This is a genomic window from Pseudomonas sp. SMN5 (assembly GCF_052041925.1).
Lineage (GTDB): Bacteria > Pseudomonadota > Gammaproteobacteria > Pseudomonadales > Pseudomonadaceae > Aquipseudomonas.
Map to the genome: position 1 here is coordinate 177,472 of NZ_JBKGGX010000013.1, position 16,940 is coordinate 194,411.

Annotated in this window: 11 protein-coding genes; 3 read left to right on the forward strand and 8 right to left on the reverse strand. The window is 61.7% G+C overall.

The window, feature by feature from the left end; all coding sequences use genetic code 11:
* Window positions 1-86: 86 nt before the first annotated feature.
* Both ACLEJR_RS15380 and ACLEJR_RS15385 read left to right on the forward strand, forming a co-directional pair.
* On the forward strand, window positions 87-968 hold the full coding sequence (locus ACLEJR_RS15380) for a LysR substrate-binding domain-containing protein (RefSeq protein WP_440814864.1): 882 nt from the start codon (window positions 87-89) through the stop codon (window positions 966-968).
* A 100-nt stretch (window positions 969-1,068) separates the two neighbouring features.
* Window positions 1,069-1,413, forward strand: a complete 345-nt coding sequence (locus ACLEJR_RS15385; protein WP_039592382.1) for a cupin domain-containing protein — start codon at window positions 1,069-1,071, stop codon at window positions 1,411-1,413.
* A 208-nt stretch (window positions 1,414-1,621) separates the two neighbouring features.
* On the opposite strand, the gene mmsB is transcribed toward ACLEJR_RS15385, so the two are convergent.
* The gene (gene mmsB / locus ACLEJR_RS15390; protein WP_440793565.1) at window positions 1,622-2,509 is read right to left on the reverse strand and encodes a 3-hydroxyisobutyrate dehydrogenase; all 888 of its coding nucleotides are present in this window, start codon (window positions 2,507-2,509) and stop codon (window positions 1,622-1,624) included.
* A 10-nt stretch (window positions 2,510-2,519) separates the two neighbouring features.
* Complete coding sequence (locus tag ACLEJR_RS15395; RefSeq protein ID WP_440793564.1) at window positions 2,520-4,046, reverse strand: CoA-acylating methylmalonate-semialdehyde dehydrogenase; 1,527 nt, start codon at window positions 4,044-4,046, stop codon at window positions 2,520-2,522.
* 137 nt (window positions 4,047-4,183) lie between these two features.
* On the opposite strand from ACLEJR_RS15395, the gene ACLEJR_RS15400 reads away from it, so the two are divergent.
* Window positions 4,184-5,131, forward strand: a complete 948-nt coding sequence (locus ACLEJR_RS15400) for a LysR family transcriptional regulator (protein ID WP_440814880.1) — start codon at window positions 4,184-4,186, stop codon at window positions 5,129-5,131.
* On the opposite strand, the gene ACLEJR_RS15405 is transcribed toward ACLEJR_RS15400, so the two are convergent.
* The 6 genes from ACLEJR_RS15405 to recC all read right to left on the reverse strand — a co-directional run bounded on the left by ACLEJR_RS15405 (window position 5,128) and on the right by recC (window position 16,837).
* A complete protein-coding gene (locus tag ACLEJR_RS15405) occupies window positions 5,128-5,583 on the reverse strand; it encodes an OmpA family protein (protein ID WP_440814881.1) in 456 nt (151 codons plus the stop codon). The two genes, ACLEJR_RS15400 and ACLEJR_RS15405, sit on opposite strands and share 4 nt — an antisense overlap.
* A gap of 54 nt (window positions 5,584-5,637) precedes the next feature.
* A complete protein-coding gene (locus ACLEJR_RS15410; protein WP_440814866.1) occupies window positions 5,638-6,906 on the reverse strand; it encodes a diguanylate cyclase domain-containing protein in 1,269 nt (422 codons plus the stop codon).
* A complete protein-coding gene (locus tag ACLEJR_RS15415) occupies window positions 6,903-7,475 on the reverse strand; it encodes a YfiR family protein (RefSeq protein ID WP_440814868.1) in 573 nt (190 codons plus the stop codon). Before ACLEJR_RS15415 ends, ACLEJR_RS15410 begins: the two co-directional genes overlap by 4 nt.
* A gap of 133 nt (window positions 7,476-7,608) precedes the next feature.
* Complete coding sequence (recD, locus tag ACLEJR_RS15420; protein WP_440814869.1) at window positions 7,609-9,702, reverse strand: exodeoxyribonuclease V subunit alpha; 2,094 nt, start codon at window positions 9,700-9,702, stop codon at window positions 7,609-7,611.
* A complete protein-coding gene (recB, locus tag ACLEJR_RS15425) occupies window positions 9,699-13,388 on the reverse strand; it encodes an exodeoxyribonuclease V subunit beta (protein WP_440814871.1) in 3,690 nt (1,229 codons plus the stop codon). The genes recD and recB overlap by 4 nt, the downstream gene beginning before the upstream one ends.
* A complete protein-coding gene (recC, locus tag ACLEJR_RS15430; protein ID WP_440814873.1) occupies window positions 13,385-16,837 on the reverse strand; it encodes an exodeoxyribonuclease V subunit gamma in 3,453 nt (1,150 codons plus the stop codon). Before recC ends, recB begins: the two co-directional genes overlap by 4 nt.
* Window positions 16,838-16,940: the final 103 nt, after the last annotated feature.

Below are 16,940 nucleotides of genomic sequence, written 5' to 3' on the forward strand. Positions count from 1 at the left end.
GTAAATGCACGCTTCTGTGGGAGCGAGCCTGCTCGCGATAGCGGCTTACGAGGCACCCCGAAACCCGGCACAGGATCTCATCGCCCATGCACTTCGACCTCACCGACCTGCGCCTCTTCCTGAACATCCTCGACACCGGCAACATCACCGCCGGTGCCGGTCGCAGTCATTTGTCCCTGCCTGCGGCCAGTGCGCGAGTCCGTGCCCTGGAGGCATCCCTGGGCATCGCCCTGCTCGAACGCGGTCGGCGCGGCGTCACCCCGACGCCTGCCGGCAAGGCCCTGGCGCAACATGCCCGGGTCTTGCTGCAACACGCCGAACACTTGCAACAGGACCTGGCCGAGTACGCCCAAGGCGTCAAAGGCCGGGTCCGGCTGCTGTGCAACACCAGCGCCATGACCGAATACCTGCCCGAACCACTGGCCGGTTTCTTGAAAGATCACCCGAACCTCGACATCGACCTTCAGCAATTGCCGAGTGCGCGAATCACCCATGCGTTACGCCAGGGCGCGGCGGATCTGGGGATCGTTTCCGACGCTGTCGATACCGCTGGCCTTCAGACATGGCCGTTTCGCGATGATCCGTTGGTATTGATCCTACCCTCTGGGCACCCCTTGGCTGACGCTCAGACGCCGAGTTTCAGCGAGACCCTGAGCTACGACTATGTCGGCCTGGATGCCTCCAGTGCCCTGGCCATCTATCTTGAAGAGCAAGCGCTGCACACCGGGATGCGCATGCAGATCCGCATCCGCGCCGACGGTTTCGACGGCGTGATCCGCATGGTTGCCCACGGCGCCGGCATCGCCGTCGTGCCGAAGGCCGCCGTCGACCGTCGTCCGCCAGGGCCGTCGTATCAAGTCGTTGCATTGCAGGAGGCCTGGGCCCATCGGGCGCTGCTGCTCTGCGCCCGCAACTTCGAAGGCCTGCCCGCCTATGCCAAGGCATTGGCCCGGCATCTGGCGGACTGAAGCGCGCTCCTGGGCAAGCCGATGTCGAGCATAGACACTCTCATGCCCCATTGGCGCGTTAGGGTGCCTGCTCTCTTCTGCCCGCATTTTCGGAGCCCCCATGACCGCACCCATCACTGTCCTGCGCGATACCCATCCGTTGCCCGTACTCGACGCCTGCAAATGGGAAAAACTCGAAGGCGACCCACACACCGTCAACCTCAACGCCTACACCAGCGAAGATGGCAGCAAGATCATGGGCACCTGGATCTGCACCCCCGGCAAATGGCGCGTGGATTATGTGAAGTGGGAATACTGCCATTTCCAGGAAGGCTACTGCGTGATCACCCCTGACGGCATGGAACCGATCCATCTGCGCGCCGGTGATATCTTTGTCGTCGAGCCTGGTATGAAGGGCACGTGGGAAGTGGTCGAGACCGTGCGCAAATATTTCGTGTTTGCCTGAAGAAAAAATCCGAGAGGCCACCCGACATGGACTCTCGGAAAACAAACCTCAATATGCTTGCGCGGTCCCTGTGGCGAGGGCGCTTGCTCCCGCTGGGCTGCGCAGCGGCCCGGGTTTTTGGGAGCGCTGCGCACTGGAGCGCCAGCCCGGTCCAGCGGGAGCAAGCGCCCTCGTCACAAAGCTCCTCGGCACAAGTCCAGGACGATCCTTACTGCGGCTTGCGATAGCTGTTAACAATCGCCGAAAAGTCCTTGCCACCCTCGCCCCGCTGGCTCATCGCTTGATACAACTGCTGCGCCACGGCGCCGAGCACCACCGGCTGACGGACCTGCCGTGCGGCTTCGGTTGCCAGGCCCAGGTCCTTGAGCATCAGGTCCGCGCCAAAACCACCGGTGTAGCCACGGGACGCGGGTGCCGTCTCGATCACGCCCGGCCAAGGGTTGTAGGTGTCCGAGCTCCAGCAACGCCCCGTCGAACTGTTGATGATCCCGGCCAACACCTGGGTGTCGATGCCCAGGGCATCGCCCAGAGCCATGGCCTCGCTGACGCCGACCATGGAAATCCCCAGCAACAGGTTGTTGCAGATCTTGGCGATCTGCCCAGTACCGACTTCACCGCAATGCACGATGTTGCGGCCCATCTGTGCCAGAACCGGTTGCAAAGTGGCGAACAACTCAGCGGTGGCACCGACCATGAAGGTCAACGTACCGGCCGCCGCGCCGCCAGTGCCACCCGAGACGGGCGCATCCGCCATCGCCACGCCTTGACTGGCGGCGGCAGCGGCGACATCACGAGCGGTCTGTGGATCGATGGTGCTGCAATCCACGGCTGGCGTGCCAGCGGCGATGCCTGCCAGAACGCCGTCTTCACCCAGCCAGACACTGCGTACATGAGCAGCGGCCGGCAGCATGGTGATCACCAGCGCTGCGCCTTGGGCCGCGTCACGCGGCGAGGCGCTGACAGTGCCGCCCAATGCCGCCAACTCAGCCAACACCGTCTGGTTCAGGTCGAACAGGTTCAACGAATGGCCAGCCTTGAGCAGGTTGCGTGCCATGGGGGCGCCCATGTTGCCCAGACCGATAAATGCGATGTTCATGTCCGGCTCCTTAACGCAGATTGATGGTGGTGTTCACGCCGTCATTGACGCTGTCATCATCGAACCAGCGCGCGGTGACGGTCTTGGTCTGAGTGTAGAACTGCACCACCTGTTTGCCGTAGGGACCCAGGTCGCCAAGTTTCGATCCGCGCGAACCGGTGAAGCTGAAGAAGGGCACTGGCACCGGGATCGGGATGTTGATCCCCACCTGGCCGACGTCGATTTCGCTCTGGAATTTGCGCGCCGCCGCACCGCTCTGGGTGAACAGGCCCGTGCCGTTGCCGAACGGATTGGCGTTGACCAGTGCAATGGCCTCATCCAGTGTGTCGACTTCCAGCACCACCAGCACCGGCCCGAAAATTTCCTCGGTGTAGATGCGCATGTCGGTCGTCACGCCGGAAAACAGCGTCGGGCCGACGAAGTTGCCTTGCTCGTAGCCCGGTACGCTGACATCACGACCATCGAGCTCCAGCTTCGCCCCTGCCTTCACGCCGCTCTCGATCAACTCCAGGATCCGCGCCTTGGCCCGTTTGGAAATCACTGGCCCGACGTCCGTGCCCGGCTCGCTGCCGGCATTGACCTTGAGCTTCTGCGCCAGGGCCTTGAGCTCCGGCAGCCACTGTCTGGCCGCGCCTACCATCACCACCACCGAGGTGGCCATGCAACGCTGGCCCGCCGCACCGAAACCGGCGCCGACCAGGGCATTGAGGGTTTGCTCACGGTTGGCATCGGGCAACACCACCGCGTGGTTCTTGGCGCCCATCATCGACTGCACGCGCTTGCCATGACGTCCCGCGAGGTCATACACGTGGGTGCCAACCGCAGTCGAACCGACGAAGGACACCGCCTTGATGTCTTTGTGGGTGCACAGCGCATCCACCACGTCCTTGCCGCCATGCACCACGTTGAGCACACCCGCCGGCACGCCGGCCTCGATCGCCAGTTCCACCAGCAACATCGTTGACAGTGGGTCCTGTTCCGACGGCTTAAGCACAAAGGTGTTACCGCACGCGATGGCCATCGGGAACATCCACAGGGGAATCATCGCCGGGAAGTTGAACGGCGTGATGCCTGCACACACGCCGATCGGCTGGCGCAACGTATAAGTGTCCACGCCCCCGGCAACGTTCTCGGCGAATTCGCCCATCTGTAGGGTGCCGATGGAACAGGCGTGCTCGACCACTTCCAGGCCACGGAAAATATCGCCTTCGGCATCGGCGATGGTCTTGCCCTGCTCGGCGCTCAGCACGGCGGCAATACGTTTGGAATGCTCGCGGATCAGCGCCTGGAGCTTGAGCATGATGCGCATCCGCGCACCGATGGGCGTCAGCTTCCAGGTCTGGAAGGCACGCTGGGCAGCGGCGATAGCGGCGTCGACTTCCGATGCCGTGGCAAACGGGACCTTCGCCAGAACCTCCTGAGTAGCAGGGTTGACGATGTCATGCCATTCATCGGACTGGGATTGAACCCACTCACCATCGATCAGCAGTTTGACGGTGTGCAGGGCAGTGTCGTTGGGCGTAAGGGAAACGTTCATGCTGGCCTCCGGGATTGTTCTTATAGAGAGCGCTGTTCAGCCGGAACCAAGGTGCGCGAACACCTTGGCGATAAGACGGTTTCTGGAGTATAGATGTGCAAACTTCCAATAAGAATGCACATAAAAGCCGGTCCATCATGCAAAAAAACATCACCTCGCTGGGCTCGTTGAATTGGGACGACCTGAAGTTTTTTCTCGAAGTGGCCCGCACCCGCAAAGCCAGCACGGCGGCCAAGCGCCTGGCAGTCGACTACACCACAGTGTCGCGACGCATCAGTTCGCTGGAAGCCTCGTTGGGCACGCTGCTTTTCGAAAAATCCCGGACCAATGGCTTCGTCCTCACGGCCGAAGGCCAGCGTCTGCTGGGTTACGCCGAGTCGATAGAAAGCACCCTGCACATGGCCTGCGAGCAGGTTTCGGGTTCGGGCGTCGCGCTGTCCGGGCACGTGCGAATGGGCTGCACCGAAGGCTTCGGCAGTTTTTTCATCACCCCGCAACTGAGCCACTTTGTCGATGCCTACCCGGCCATTTCGGTGGACATCCTGCCGCTGCCGCACTTCATCAGCCTGTCCAAGCGCGAAGCCGACATCGTCATCGCCCTGGAACGTCCCGAACATGGACCCTATGTCTGCTGCAAACTGTGCGACTACCGATTGCAGCTCTACGCCACTCAGCCGTACCTGGACAGCCACCCGCCGATCCAGCGTCCGGCAGACCTGAGCAAGCATTCATTTATCAGTTATGTGGATGACCTGGCGTTCAGCTCGGAGCTGCTCTACCTGGCCAATGTCCTGCCCGGCGCCAATGCCCATCTGCGCAGCACCAGCGTGATCGCACAGTTCGTGGCGGCACAGCAGGGACGCTCGCTGGCGATTCTGCCGTGCTTCCTTGCCGCCCAGGATCCACGTCTGTTGCCGGTGCTGCCGGAGGAAATCACTGTCACCCGGCAGTTCTGGATGTACTGCCGGGAGGACTTGCGCAAGCTCAAGCGGATCACGTTGCTGTGGGATTACATCAGGGAAGTGACCGAGCGGAACCAGCCTTTGCTGATGGGTGAAAACCCTGTGATGGTATTCGCCGATTAATCGGCGATGACTACGATGGCGACACGGCGGTTTTCGGTGCGCCCGCTGGCCGTGTCATTGGAAGCCACCGGATTGCTGCTGCCGAGGCCGCGCAGTTGGACGTTCTCTTCGCGCATTCCCACGCCCGTCAGCACCTGGCCCACGCTGTTGGCGCGGCGTATCGACAGCTGTTCGTTATAGGCCTGGGAGCCGGAGGCGTCGGTATGCCCATCGACGCGTACCCGTTCGATTCCAGCGAGCACCAGCGCCTTGCCGATTCGCTGCACAATCTCGCTGCTCGCCGTGTTCAGGCTTTCCACATCACTGCCAAACAGCACCTTGCCTGACAGCCCGAAGGCCCAGCCTTCGTCGGTCAGTTTGAAACCCTGTTCTTTGAGTACCGCGATCTGTGCCGGAGTCAGACCTTTGGGGGGTGGGGCAGTCTGGCAGCCGGTCAGAGCGACGACGGCCATGAACAGAAACGCGACGAACCGGTGCAGGCTGGATCGATGGAATGAACGCACGAGTTAGCTCCTGGTTTGAAGATCAGCGACAGGGTTATCCGACCCCGCCGTGTGTTGGCCGCCTCGGGCGAGGCGCTTGGCCTGGTACATTGCCGCGTCGGCGGCATTGAGCAAGGTGCCGGGGGTGGCACCATCATCCGGGTAAACGGCAATGCCGATACTGAGGGAGGTCAGCACCGAGGCATTGCCGGGCAACTGGATCGGCATCTCCATGCTGGCAATGATTTTCTCTGCGATCCGCTCGGCATCCTCGATTTTGTGCAGGGGCGTCAGCAGCACGGCGAACTCGTCGCCGCCCAGGCGTGCCACCAGATCATCCTCGCGCAGCTGCGCCCGGACCCGGGTCGCCACTGCCGTGAGCACCGCGTCACCGGCGGCGTGGCCGAAATTGTCATTGATGCCCTTGAAGCGATCACTGTCCAGATAGAGCACAGCGACCTGCTCGTTGAGCTTGCTGGCATTGCGCAAGGCGCGGATCAGCCGGCCTTCGAAAAACGCCCGGTTCGGCAACCCGGTCAGGCTGTCGTGACTGGCCTGGTGAGCGAGGGTTTCGTTCTCGCTTTGTAGGTGGGTCTGCCAGGATTCCAACTCATCGAGCAGTGCGTTGAAGTCATTGCCCAAATTATCCAGCTCGGCGATGGCCGCTGGCGGCACGCGTCGGTCCAACGCGCGTTCACTGCGCGCGGCGTGCGCCACTTCGGCCAGTCGGCGCAACGGCCCGGTGATTGCTCGCAGTTGGCGCCGCGCCAGATAAAGCGCCACCCAGGCGCTCACCGCCGTGCACAGGATGATTCCCGCCAGGCCGCTGAGTAAAAAGCGCAATAGGCTACCGCCGTGGCCGGCCAGCAGAATCCGGCCAATATTCTGCCCTTGATGAACAATCGGCAGGCTGATGGGCTTTTCTAGAAAGGCCTTGGCAATGTGCATCTCCAGTTCCGACAACAAACCGGTTTCCGGTCGTTGCCAGCGCGCCAGCAGACGGCCATTCGCATTGAACACCTGGGCATCGGCGACCTCCTCGGTGGAGGCAATCAGCGCGAGCGCTTCGGTGGCCGCAGCCGAGTCATCGAAGACCACGGCGGCTTCCACGGTGTAGCTGATCGAACGGGCAATCAGGTGCAGGTTGTGATCGGCATAGACTCGCAGCGCCAGCACCCCGAGCAGGGTCAGGGAAACGCTGGCCATGGTGATCGCCAACAAGGCGACGATCAGATGACCGCGGCCGATGACTGAGCCCAGGGTCGGGCGGACCTGCGGTTTGCCCCGACTCATGGCGTCGTCGCCCTGCGCCGCGAAAGTTGCAGGACGCTTGGATGGATACGCACGCCACTGCGTGCCACCGAGTCAAGGTTGACCTCGAACGACACCTGCTCGTCCCCGACCCGCAGGCAGAACAGACTGCCGACAGTGCACTGGTCGCCGCCTTCGCTGATGCTCAGAACCGGCTTGCCGATCAGCGAGGCAAACAGGCGAGAGCGTTCATCGCCGGTCAGCTTGCCGATGTAGACCGCATTACAGGCCGTTGCGATGTCCGGGTGGTCGACCAGTAACCTTTGCACGGTAACGGGCCGACCGGTGGCTTGCGTCGTGCCTTTGACCAGATCGTCGGTGTATTGGGTAGGCCCGACGATGCACAGTTGCAGTTGCGCTGGTTCCACGGGCCAGCGGGCATAACTGAGTATGCCCAGGACCACCTGGGTGACCGCTTCGGCGCGTTGCTCGGCCCGGCTTGATTCCGGCTCCTGGGCCATGACCGCAGGCGACATTGCACAGAGGAAACCGGCAAGCAGATAACGCCTCCAGCCCTTGCCGCGCACTGTCTCCCGAACAGCCACCTTCATGGAAATCTCTTGTTTTAAAAAAAGTGCCGGAAAGATAGCACAGTGCCCAAATGCCAGCGAGACACCGTCCTACAGACGTTTCTGACATCAACAGGTAAAACGCGAGTGTAGGAAATGGATCACGCAAAGCCGATCACTCGGTCACATGTGCAAGCTCCAGCATCAGCCCGCTCAGGCGCTTGACCTTGCGCCGGACCGCTTCTTCGAATACGCCGGACCGTGGCTCTATCAGGCTGAACCATTGCTTGCCTCGGGTAATGGCGGTGTAGACCAGCTCTTTGGTCAATACCGGGTTCAGCGCATCCGGGAGAATCAACGCCGTATGGGCGAATTCCGAGCCCTGGGATTTGTGTACGGTCATGGCATATACGGTTTCCACATCGTTCAAACGGCTGGGCAGGACGAAGCGCACGCCACCTTGGCCGTCGTTACGTGGAAAAGCGACCCGTAACACCTGCTTACCGGCATCCGGCCCGTCACGCTCGGGCAACTTGAGGGCGATGCCGATATCACCATTCATCAACCCGAGCCCGTAATCGTTGCGGGTCATCAAGACCGGGCGTCCTTCGTACCACTGATGATCGCTCTCGATCAGACGGGCCTTGAGCAGCGCGGCGGTGATCCGCTGGTTCAGCCCCTCGACGCCCCATGGCCCCCTGCGGACCGCGCAAAGCAACTGGAACGCGTCGAATGCCGACAGGACTTCTCGCGCCCAGTCGACCCAGCAGCTGTCTTCCAGGGGCCTGGAGCTGGCCGGACGCTGCTGCCGTAGCAGATCGAGATAATGCCGGTAGCCCTGAGGCCCGCCTGGCTTGCCTTCAATCAACAAGCGTTCCAAAGCCCCATCGTGCTCCCCCTTCAATGCCAGGCAAAGCAGATCGGCATATTGGCCGCCCATCAACAACTGGCGGGCCTTTTCCGGTTGTTGCTGGTTGACCCAACGCGCCAGCTGACCGATCCCGCTGCCCTCGCCAAAACGTCGGGAATGCCTGAGCATGACTACTTGCTGCGCCAGGGGATGGGTTGCGTCGAGGTCTTGCTCCAGGCCGGTGGTTGCGAGGTTTTCACCACTGACGGCCTCAAGCCAGGCACGGGTGCGGGGGCTGTACCAGCCATCCTCTGCGTCTCGACACAGATCGCCGAGCACCGCACCGGCTTCTACAGACGCCAACTGGTCCTTGTCTCCCAGCAACACCAGTCGTGCATGGGACGGCAGTGCATCCAGCAGATTGGCCATCATCTCCAGGTCGATCATGGACGCTTCATCGACCACCAGCACATCCAGTGGCAGCCGGTTGCCGCTGTGATGACGGAAATGCCGGGTGCCGGGACGGCTGCCCAGCAGACGATGGACCGTGGTGACTTCGCAGGGAATGCGTTCGCGCACCGACTCGCCCACATCGAGGGTCCGGACCTGCTGGCTGATGGACTCGGTCAGGCGCGCCGCCGCCTTGCCCGTGGGGGCGGCCAGGCGAATCCGCAGCGGCTTCCCTGCCTCGACGGCTGGTGCCTGGAGCAAGGCCAGCAGGCGCACCACCGTAGTGGTTTTACCGGTGCCCGGCCCGCCAGTCACGATGCTGAAAGCCCCTCGGGTCGCCAGCGCACACGCCAGTTTCTGCCAATCCACCGGGCCCGTGGCACTGGCAGGCCCGAACAACCCGTCCAAGCGCTCGCGCAGGTCGTCGGGCGCGGCTTCACGTTCGACCAGCCTTTGGCGCAATGCTTCATCGATCCGCCGCTCATAACCCCAATAGCGACGTAGATAAAGGCGTTTCCCCATCAGCACCAAAGGACGTTGCCGGGCCTCTTCACTTTCATCGACCGCCAGGGCCACCAAAGGACTGGCAGCCAAGGCCTTGCACCAGTGAGGGCCATCCAGCCCGGTCAGGATTTGTGACGGCAACACGCCGGTCTGCAAGTCACCCTCTGGAGGCAATGACAAGGCGAAGTCCGGTTCCTTGAGGGTTTCGAACAGGTCCAGGCAGACATGTCCGTGGCCCAACTGATGACTGGTGAACGCTGCCGCGAGCAGGACCAACGGATCATCGTCGGGCGCCAGCTCATGGAGGAATGTGACAAATGCCTTGTCCAGGGCACGCAACCAGCCGCGTTCGACCCAGCGCGTAAGCAGCAACAGCAGATCATCTGCACGACTCAAGGGCTCCAGATCGACCAGGCTCTCGTCATCGGACGGCTTGGGTAGCAGATCGGCAAAAGAACGGCTCATAGCAACTCTCCCTGTACCCACGCCGGTTCAGCCTTGGGCTCGGGCGCTCCTTGGAACAGTCGATCCAATTGTTCGATCAAGCTCCGGGGCGGCTTGGTGAAATACACACCCTGACTGGCGGAGCGGGTGCCCCGCAGAAACAGATACAACGCGCCGCCGACATGCCGGTCGTAGTCATAGCCGGGCAGTCGGGCCTTGAGCTGGCGATGCAGGGCCAACAGGTACAACACGTATTGCAGGTCGTAGCGATTGTCCAGGATCGATTGTTCCATCGCTTGCGAGGTGTAGGCCATGTCATCGACACCCAGCCAGTTGGACTTGTAGTCGGCCACGTAATACTGGCCATCGTGCTCGAACGTCAAGTCGATGAAGCCTTTGAACATGCCATTGAGCAACACCGGTTCGGCAGCGACGCGGGCCACCCCGCCATGGGTGAATTTGCACACCAGTTGATCAAGCTTCTGCACATCGACCTTATGGCTGGCGAACCAGAACTCCATCTCGACCTGGAATTGACTCAGCTGCGAGAAGACCACAGGTCTATGGCCATTTCCGACTTGCAAGGGCATTTGCACCAGATGTTGTAGCCAGTCGCTCAGGGTGGTGATCCAGCCCTTCCAGCCTCGGCGATTGCAACGCCGCGCGATGGCATCCTCGATCGCTGCAGGCTCCGCCGAAAAGCCCTCCCCGGCAGCCCATTCCAGCAAGCCGTGGAGGAAGGTGCCGGGATGGGGGCCGCGAGGAAAACGGTGGATATCGCCGCCCGCCGCGTTCACCTCCCTGGGTGCCTCCGGATCGAGTCGTTCGTCGTCGAACAATTTCTGCGCCTGTGGATTCTCTGGGGCGGCATCGCTGCCCTCGCTCAGGCTTTCGCCAATGCGCAACGCGCTGTAGGAGGCAATCCACCAATTCTCGCTGGCCTTGCGCGTCGGCACCAAAGGCTCGAGCAGCACGGCCTCGTTACGTGGGGGCTGATAGCGCTCGTCGGTGACTTCGGGCAACTCCTGGCAACTTATCGAGGCGTTGCCTTGTTGCAGGTCCTGGAGCCAGCACCGCAGCGCAGCCGACTCGCTCAACGGCGCACCGCCGCCCAATAAATAGCCCAGCGCAGACAGATGCAGGATCGAACTATTGTTGTTACCCCGCTTGAGGTCCGCGACACCCAACCAGCAGGCATGCTGTGCGCGGGTCAGTGCAACGTAGAGCAATCGCAGATCTTCGGCCAGACGCTCATCGTCGGCCTTGGCGATCAACTCCGCCGTTGGCGTCAGACTGATCTGCGCCTTGCCGGACTCATCGTGGTAATGCAGAGGCAATCGACTGCCATCCACCGGTTTGGTCGAACAGATGAATGGCAAGAATACCAACGGATACTCGAGCCCCTTGGACTTGTGAATCGTGACCACCTTGACCAGTTGCTCATCGCTTTCCAGCCGCAGGATCTGCTCTTCCCCCGCCTGCCCGGACAAGGCCAGGTGCTCGGACAAATGCCGGATCAACGCTTGCTCGCCATCCAGCTCACCGGCGGCCTGCTGCAGCAGTTCGCACAGGTGCAGCAAGTTGGTCAGCACCCGCTCACCATCGCTGCGCGCCATCAAGGCCTGGGGCAACTCGAAATCATGCAGAAGGCGCCGCAGCATAGGCAGCACGCCCTGGGCGCGCCAGACGGTACGATAGCCGCGGAACTGCATGACCCGGCTTTCCCAGGCCAGCTCATCCTGGTTGAGTCGCTCAAGCTCGGTCAGCGGCAGATTCAGGGTGATGCTGGCCAATGCCGCCCGCAGCGGTCGTTCGACATCCGGTTCGGCACAGGCTCTGAGCCACGTCAGCAGGTCCCGCGCTTCCTGGGAAGCGAAGACCGAGTCCTTATCCGACAGGTAGACGCTGCGCACACCCCGGGCGGACAGTTGGTCTCGCACGGCCTGCGCCTCCTTGCCGTCGCGCACCAGGATCGCAATATCCGCCGGACGCAATCCTCGAAGCAACTGCCCGTCGACGATAAAACCGTCGCTGCCCGACTGGCCGCCATTGAGTAACGCGGTGATTTCACTGGCGCACGCCGCAGCCAGGTGTTGCCGGTACACCGCACCGGAGAACGGCTGATCCGACGGCAGATGCCAGATGTTCAATGCCGCAACGGCCTGGCCGGCGATCTGCAAGACCTCCTTGCGGCCCTGGGATTCAACGGACAGGAACGGCACCGGGTTCTCGCCCGACGGCTCGCGAAACAGGAACGCTCCGCGCCCCTGCGAGCGGGATTCGGCGTTTTGGAAAATGTGGTTGACCGCACCGACCATGGCGTGGCTTGAACGGAAGTTCGTCCCCAACGTATGCAGCCTGCCGGCAGTGGCCTCCCGAGCGCGCAGGTAGGTATAGATGTCGGCACCGCGAAAGGCATAGATCGCCTGCTTCGGATCGCCGATCAGAAACAGCCCGGTCTCCGGATTATTGTCTTCAATGCGATAGATGCTCTCGAAGATCCGGTATTGAACCGGGTCGGTGTCTTGGAATTCGTCGATCAGCGCCACCGGGAACTGCTCGCGGATCAGGCTCGCCAGGCGCTCTCCGCCTTCGGCCTGGAGCGCCGCATCGAGGCGCAGCAGCATGTCGTCAAACCCCATCTCAGCACGGCGCCGCTTCTCGGCCTCGAAGCGTGCCCCGACCCATTGCGCGGCATGCTGCAATACCGCAGCGTGAGGCGTGGGCAACGCATCCAGGCTGGCCTTGAGACCGGACATGGCGTCCAACGCGGGATGGCTGGGCACCTCGCCTTTCCACGCTTCGGCCATGCCCTCGGGTGTCAGCCGGGTGAAGCCGGTGCCGATGTCCAACAGCTCAAGACTTTCATCTTCCACCCAAGCCGTGATTTTCTGGAACCATGGCTCGAAGTAACGAGCCTGCATCTTGCGCCCGTCGACGCTTTTATTGGCGACGCCCTGCTGGCAGATCTCCAGCAACTCCACGGCCCACTGCCGCCACGGCGCCTTGAGGTCGAGCAAGGCGGTGCTGCGTTCCTGCAGGGCTGCCGCAATGAGTTCGGCGGGCTCAAGCTCGTCAGCATTGTTGCGCTCGCTGTTGAACAGGCCCTTGACCCGCGGCAGCAACGCAGCCGGGCCTCCCCAATGCGTGCGCACCCAATTCAGCGCCTCGCCCTGCATCGAGTAGCAGAACAGTCGCCAATAGTCGCGCAACACCTCACCAAGCAGCTCACTGTGATCGGTTTCCAGGGTCTGGGTAAACAGGCTGCCGCTGTCGAACGCATGTTCGCGCAGCATGCGCTGACACCAACTGTGGATGGTCGAGACAGCCGCTTCGTCCATCCACTGCGCGGCGATGTCCAACCGGTCTGCGCAGCCTGGCCATTGCTCGGCGCTAAACTCGTCACGCAACTGGGCGATCAATGAGTCCGGAGCGGGGATTTCGTCTCGGAAAAAACGCGCGGCTTCAGCAAGGCGTGTGCGGATACGTTCACGCAGCTCTTTGGTGGCGGCGTCCGTAAAGGTCACCACCAGGATCTGCGGCGGCAGCAGCTCACGGCCAAAACCGGACGCCGAGCCGCCATGCCCGAGCACAAGGCGCAGGTAGAGCGCTGAAATGGTGAAGGTCTTGCCGGTACCGGCGCTGGCTTCGATCAGTTGGCTGCCACGTAGCGGAAAGGCCAGAGCCAGCGGTGCCTGTCGACTCATGAGCGCGCCTCCTCATCAGCCGATGAACGCCAAGGGGCTTCAAGCAACGGTCGGTAAAGCGCATCGCACCAATCGGGAAATGTTTCATCAGCCATCAAGGCATCGAAATCGGCAAACTGCCGGGCCAGCGCCGGACTTTCCCGTCGTTCGCCTTCGGAATTCTGCCCGTCGCCTTCGTAGGCTTTGCGAGCCGCCGCTTCAGCCTTGATCGGCTCAGTCTGACCCAGCCAGGCGAAGGCGGTCTTGACGGCGACCGGTAGCGGCTGGCGCATGCCGGCCTGCCAGGCCTGCAACAGGTCGCCCAACAGCCGGCGCGCTACCGGCTCTTCAAAAGGCCCCAGCAGCAGGCTGTCATCACTGGCGACCAGCGCTGTCGTCAATGAGAGACCGTTGGCGCACGCCACGAGATGATTGACCCAGGGCCGTATCAGGCGATGCCATTTTCGACTTTTGGTAGCGCCGATGCTGTTGGGAATGGCGGTGATGGCAAGGGCCGCCCCATCGGAGCGCTGGTGCAGGCCACCCAGCCATCCTTCGACACTCACACCGTGCAATTGCAGGCTGACAGGTACGGCACTGGTCAGCGGAGTCGGCCATAACGCCAGGAGCTGTTGGTAACGCTGGATCAAGTCCAGCAGCGGCTCGATCAACTCGCGTTGCATGTGTTCACCGAAACCGGCCATGGGTAACAGGCCGCTATTCTGCAAACGCTTGGCATGGGCAGCCAGGGCAAGGTCCGGCTGGTCCAGACGAATCAGGGCCGCCTCGAGCAGACTGTCGCTCAGGCTGTAGCGTTGCAGGGCATCGAGCACGAAAGGCTCATCGTCGCCCAAAGGCGCCTCGACGGCTTCGAAGAACACTTTCAGACGCTGACTGAAGAAATGGCGAACGGGATTGCGCAGGAAATCCTGCAACTGCCCGAGGCCCAACGGCTCTTCCTGGACATAGGGCTCCAGTATCTGGATGTTATCGGCGCGATTTTGATCACCGTGGAGCATCCGCCATTCGCGGGCGTAGCTGAACAACTCATCGCCTTGGTGGAAGTAGCGGGCGCTGAACGGTTGCAAGGGATGCTCTTGGGTCAGCGCCTCGAGAAGATTTTGGTCACCGCTTGCCAACCGCCAGCCACTGGCCAGATGATCCCGAAGTTGCCCAATCAGTACCGATGCAGGTCGATCGCTATTATCCCGGATACTGCGCCCGACCCAGCTGATGTAGAGCTTTTCACGGGCCGAAAGCAGCGCCTCCAGCAACAGATAGCGATCATCCTCACGTCGGGACCGATCGCCCGGGCGATAGTCAGTACCCATGAGGTCGAAATCCAATGGCGGCTGGGCACGCGGGTAGTCACCATCATTCATCCCCAGCAGGCACACCAGCTTGAAGGGAATTGCACGCATCGGCATCAAGGTACAGAAGTTGACCGCTCCGGCCAGGAAACGCTGGGACAATCGCCCCTGGTCCAGCCCGGCTAGCCAGGCCTCGCGCACCACCGTCAGCGGCAACTCATCATGCAGCTCCACCGACTCGCAGGTTTCCAGCCAGGTTTCACGCAGGTCTTCGAGTTGGGCGAGCAGATAGTCGTCATGCTCGTTGCTCGCCTGGAAGAACAGCTGCACCAGATCGTGCAGACGCGAACCCCATTGTTGCGGTGAGGCAGGTTGGGTGAGCTCCTGATGAGCAACTTCGAGCGCATCCAGCAAAGCGACCAAGGGCCCGATCAACGCCGCATCCAACCCGCCGATTTCGTCGTAGGGCTCGATACCCGCATAGGCGTCCGAACTGCCCACGGCGTACCCCAGCAACATGCGACGCAGACCGAAACGCCAGCTGTTCTGCTCAAGCTCAGCGGGCAAACCGAGCCCGGCACGATGCTCGGCACTCATTCCCCAGCGTATGCCTGCTCCTTCGATCCAGCGGTGCAGCGTAGGCAGGTCGGCCTCGTCGATGCCGAATCGCTCACGCAGCGCCGGGACATCCAGCAAATCGAGAATTTCGCTGACCGGGAAGCGGCTGTCGGGAAGCTTGAGCAAATGCTCGACGGCGATCAGCAGCGGGTCACGTCCACGCTGGCCCTGGTCGGTCAGGGTAAACGGAATGAATCGAGCATCTGTTCGATCGAGCTGGCCGAACACCGCGCGTATATGCGGTGCATAACTGTCGATATCCGGGACCATGACGATGATATCCCGAGGCCGCAGGGAAGGATCTGCGCTGAAGTGAGCCAGCAACTGATCATGAAGAATCTCCACTTCACGCTGCGCACTATGGGCGACATGAAAGCGAATGGACCCGTCTCGCGTCGTATCGACGGCAGGCCAATGCTCTCGGGTTTCGTTGAGCGGGCGAAGCTCAAGGATGTCATCCTGCAACTGACCGAGAAGGGTCGTGGGGTTCCCTTCGCTGAACAGGTCGATGCGGCCATCGCGAAACACCGAGCGATAACTGTTGGGGTCATCGTAGCTGTCGAGCAGGTTGATATAGTCACGCCCCTGCTTGCCCCAGGCGGCCAATAGCGGATGAGCATGTTGATGCAACGTCTGGGAATCGAGTGATACAGGCATGCCGGCCTTGCGTGCCTGGCGTTTGTACTGATGGCGCAGAAGGTCCTTGTCCGCAACGATGTCCGCCCAGTGGTGGCGGCACGGGTTATGAACGCACAGCAGAACCTGACTAAATCGAGACAGACCGGCCAACGCCTCGAGTGCCTGGGCGGGCAACGAAGAAATGCCGAATACGATCACCCGCGAGGGCAGGTCCTTCGGAGCAACCTGCAGGCTGTTGATGCGTTCGAGATAGCGCTGGTGGACACCTGCACGGCTTTGGGCCATGCCTTGTTCGCCGACGTCCAGCAACAAGGCTCGCCATAGTTCGGCTTGCCAGCAGTTTGCTGGTGCGAGCGGCTTGATTTCGCCTCGGACATTTCTGGTCTGGTGCCGACCGTCCGCCCAGTCTTCAAGCCAGTCGGCCCGGTATACCTGATACTGGTCGAACAGGTCCGCCAAGCGCTCGGACAATTGATAGCGTTTGCGTAAGTCGGTGTCGTGGGTGAGGAAGCGTCGCAGTGGCTCGAAATGGGGCTGTTCGATCAACTGTGGTAGCAGGCGCATCAACCTCCAGGTCAGCGGTGCTTTGTCCAGCAGGGACTTGGCCGGGATCTGGTCCCTGCCGAGCACGGTTCGATAAAGTTGCCACATGAAGCTGCCCGGCAGTTGCACATCAATGGCCGCAGCGATACCACAACCGCCGGAGTCATCATCTTCAGGGTCCTCAGCCAATGCCAGCTTGAGCCATTGGGCAATGCCATTGCTTTGTACCAGCGCGATTTCATTCTCAAGGGGTGCCAGCGGATAGCGCCGCATCAAGCTGATGACCAGACTGCGCAACTCATCAATGCGATTCCCATGGATCACCATGAAAGCTGGGTTTAGGGACGTTGCGTCCGGCATGGAGGGCATCCTTGAAAATGCAAAAACCAGGGCAGAACCTTAGCACTGTCGGGGGGCTGTGGCAGCCGGAAGCTTTCCGAGCCTGTCGTAAGAACTTTCCCGC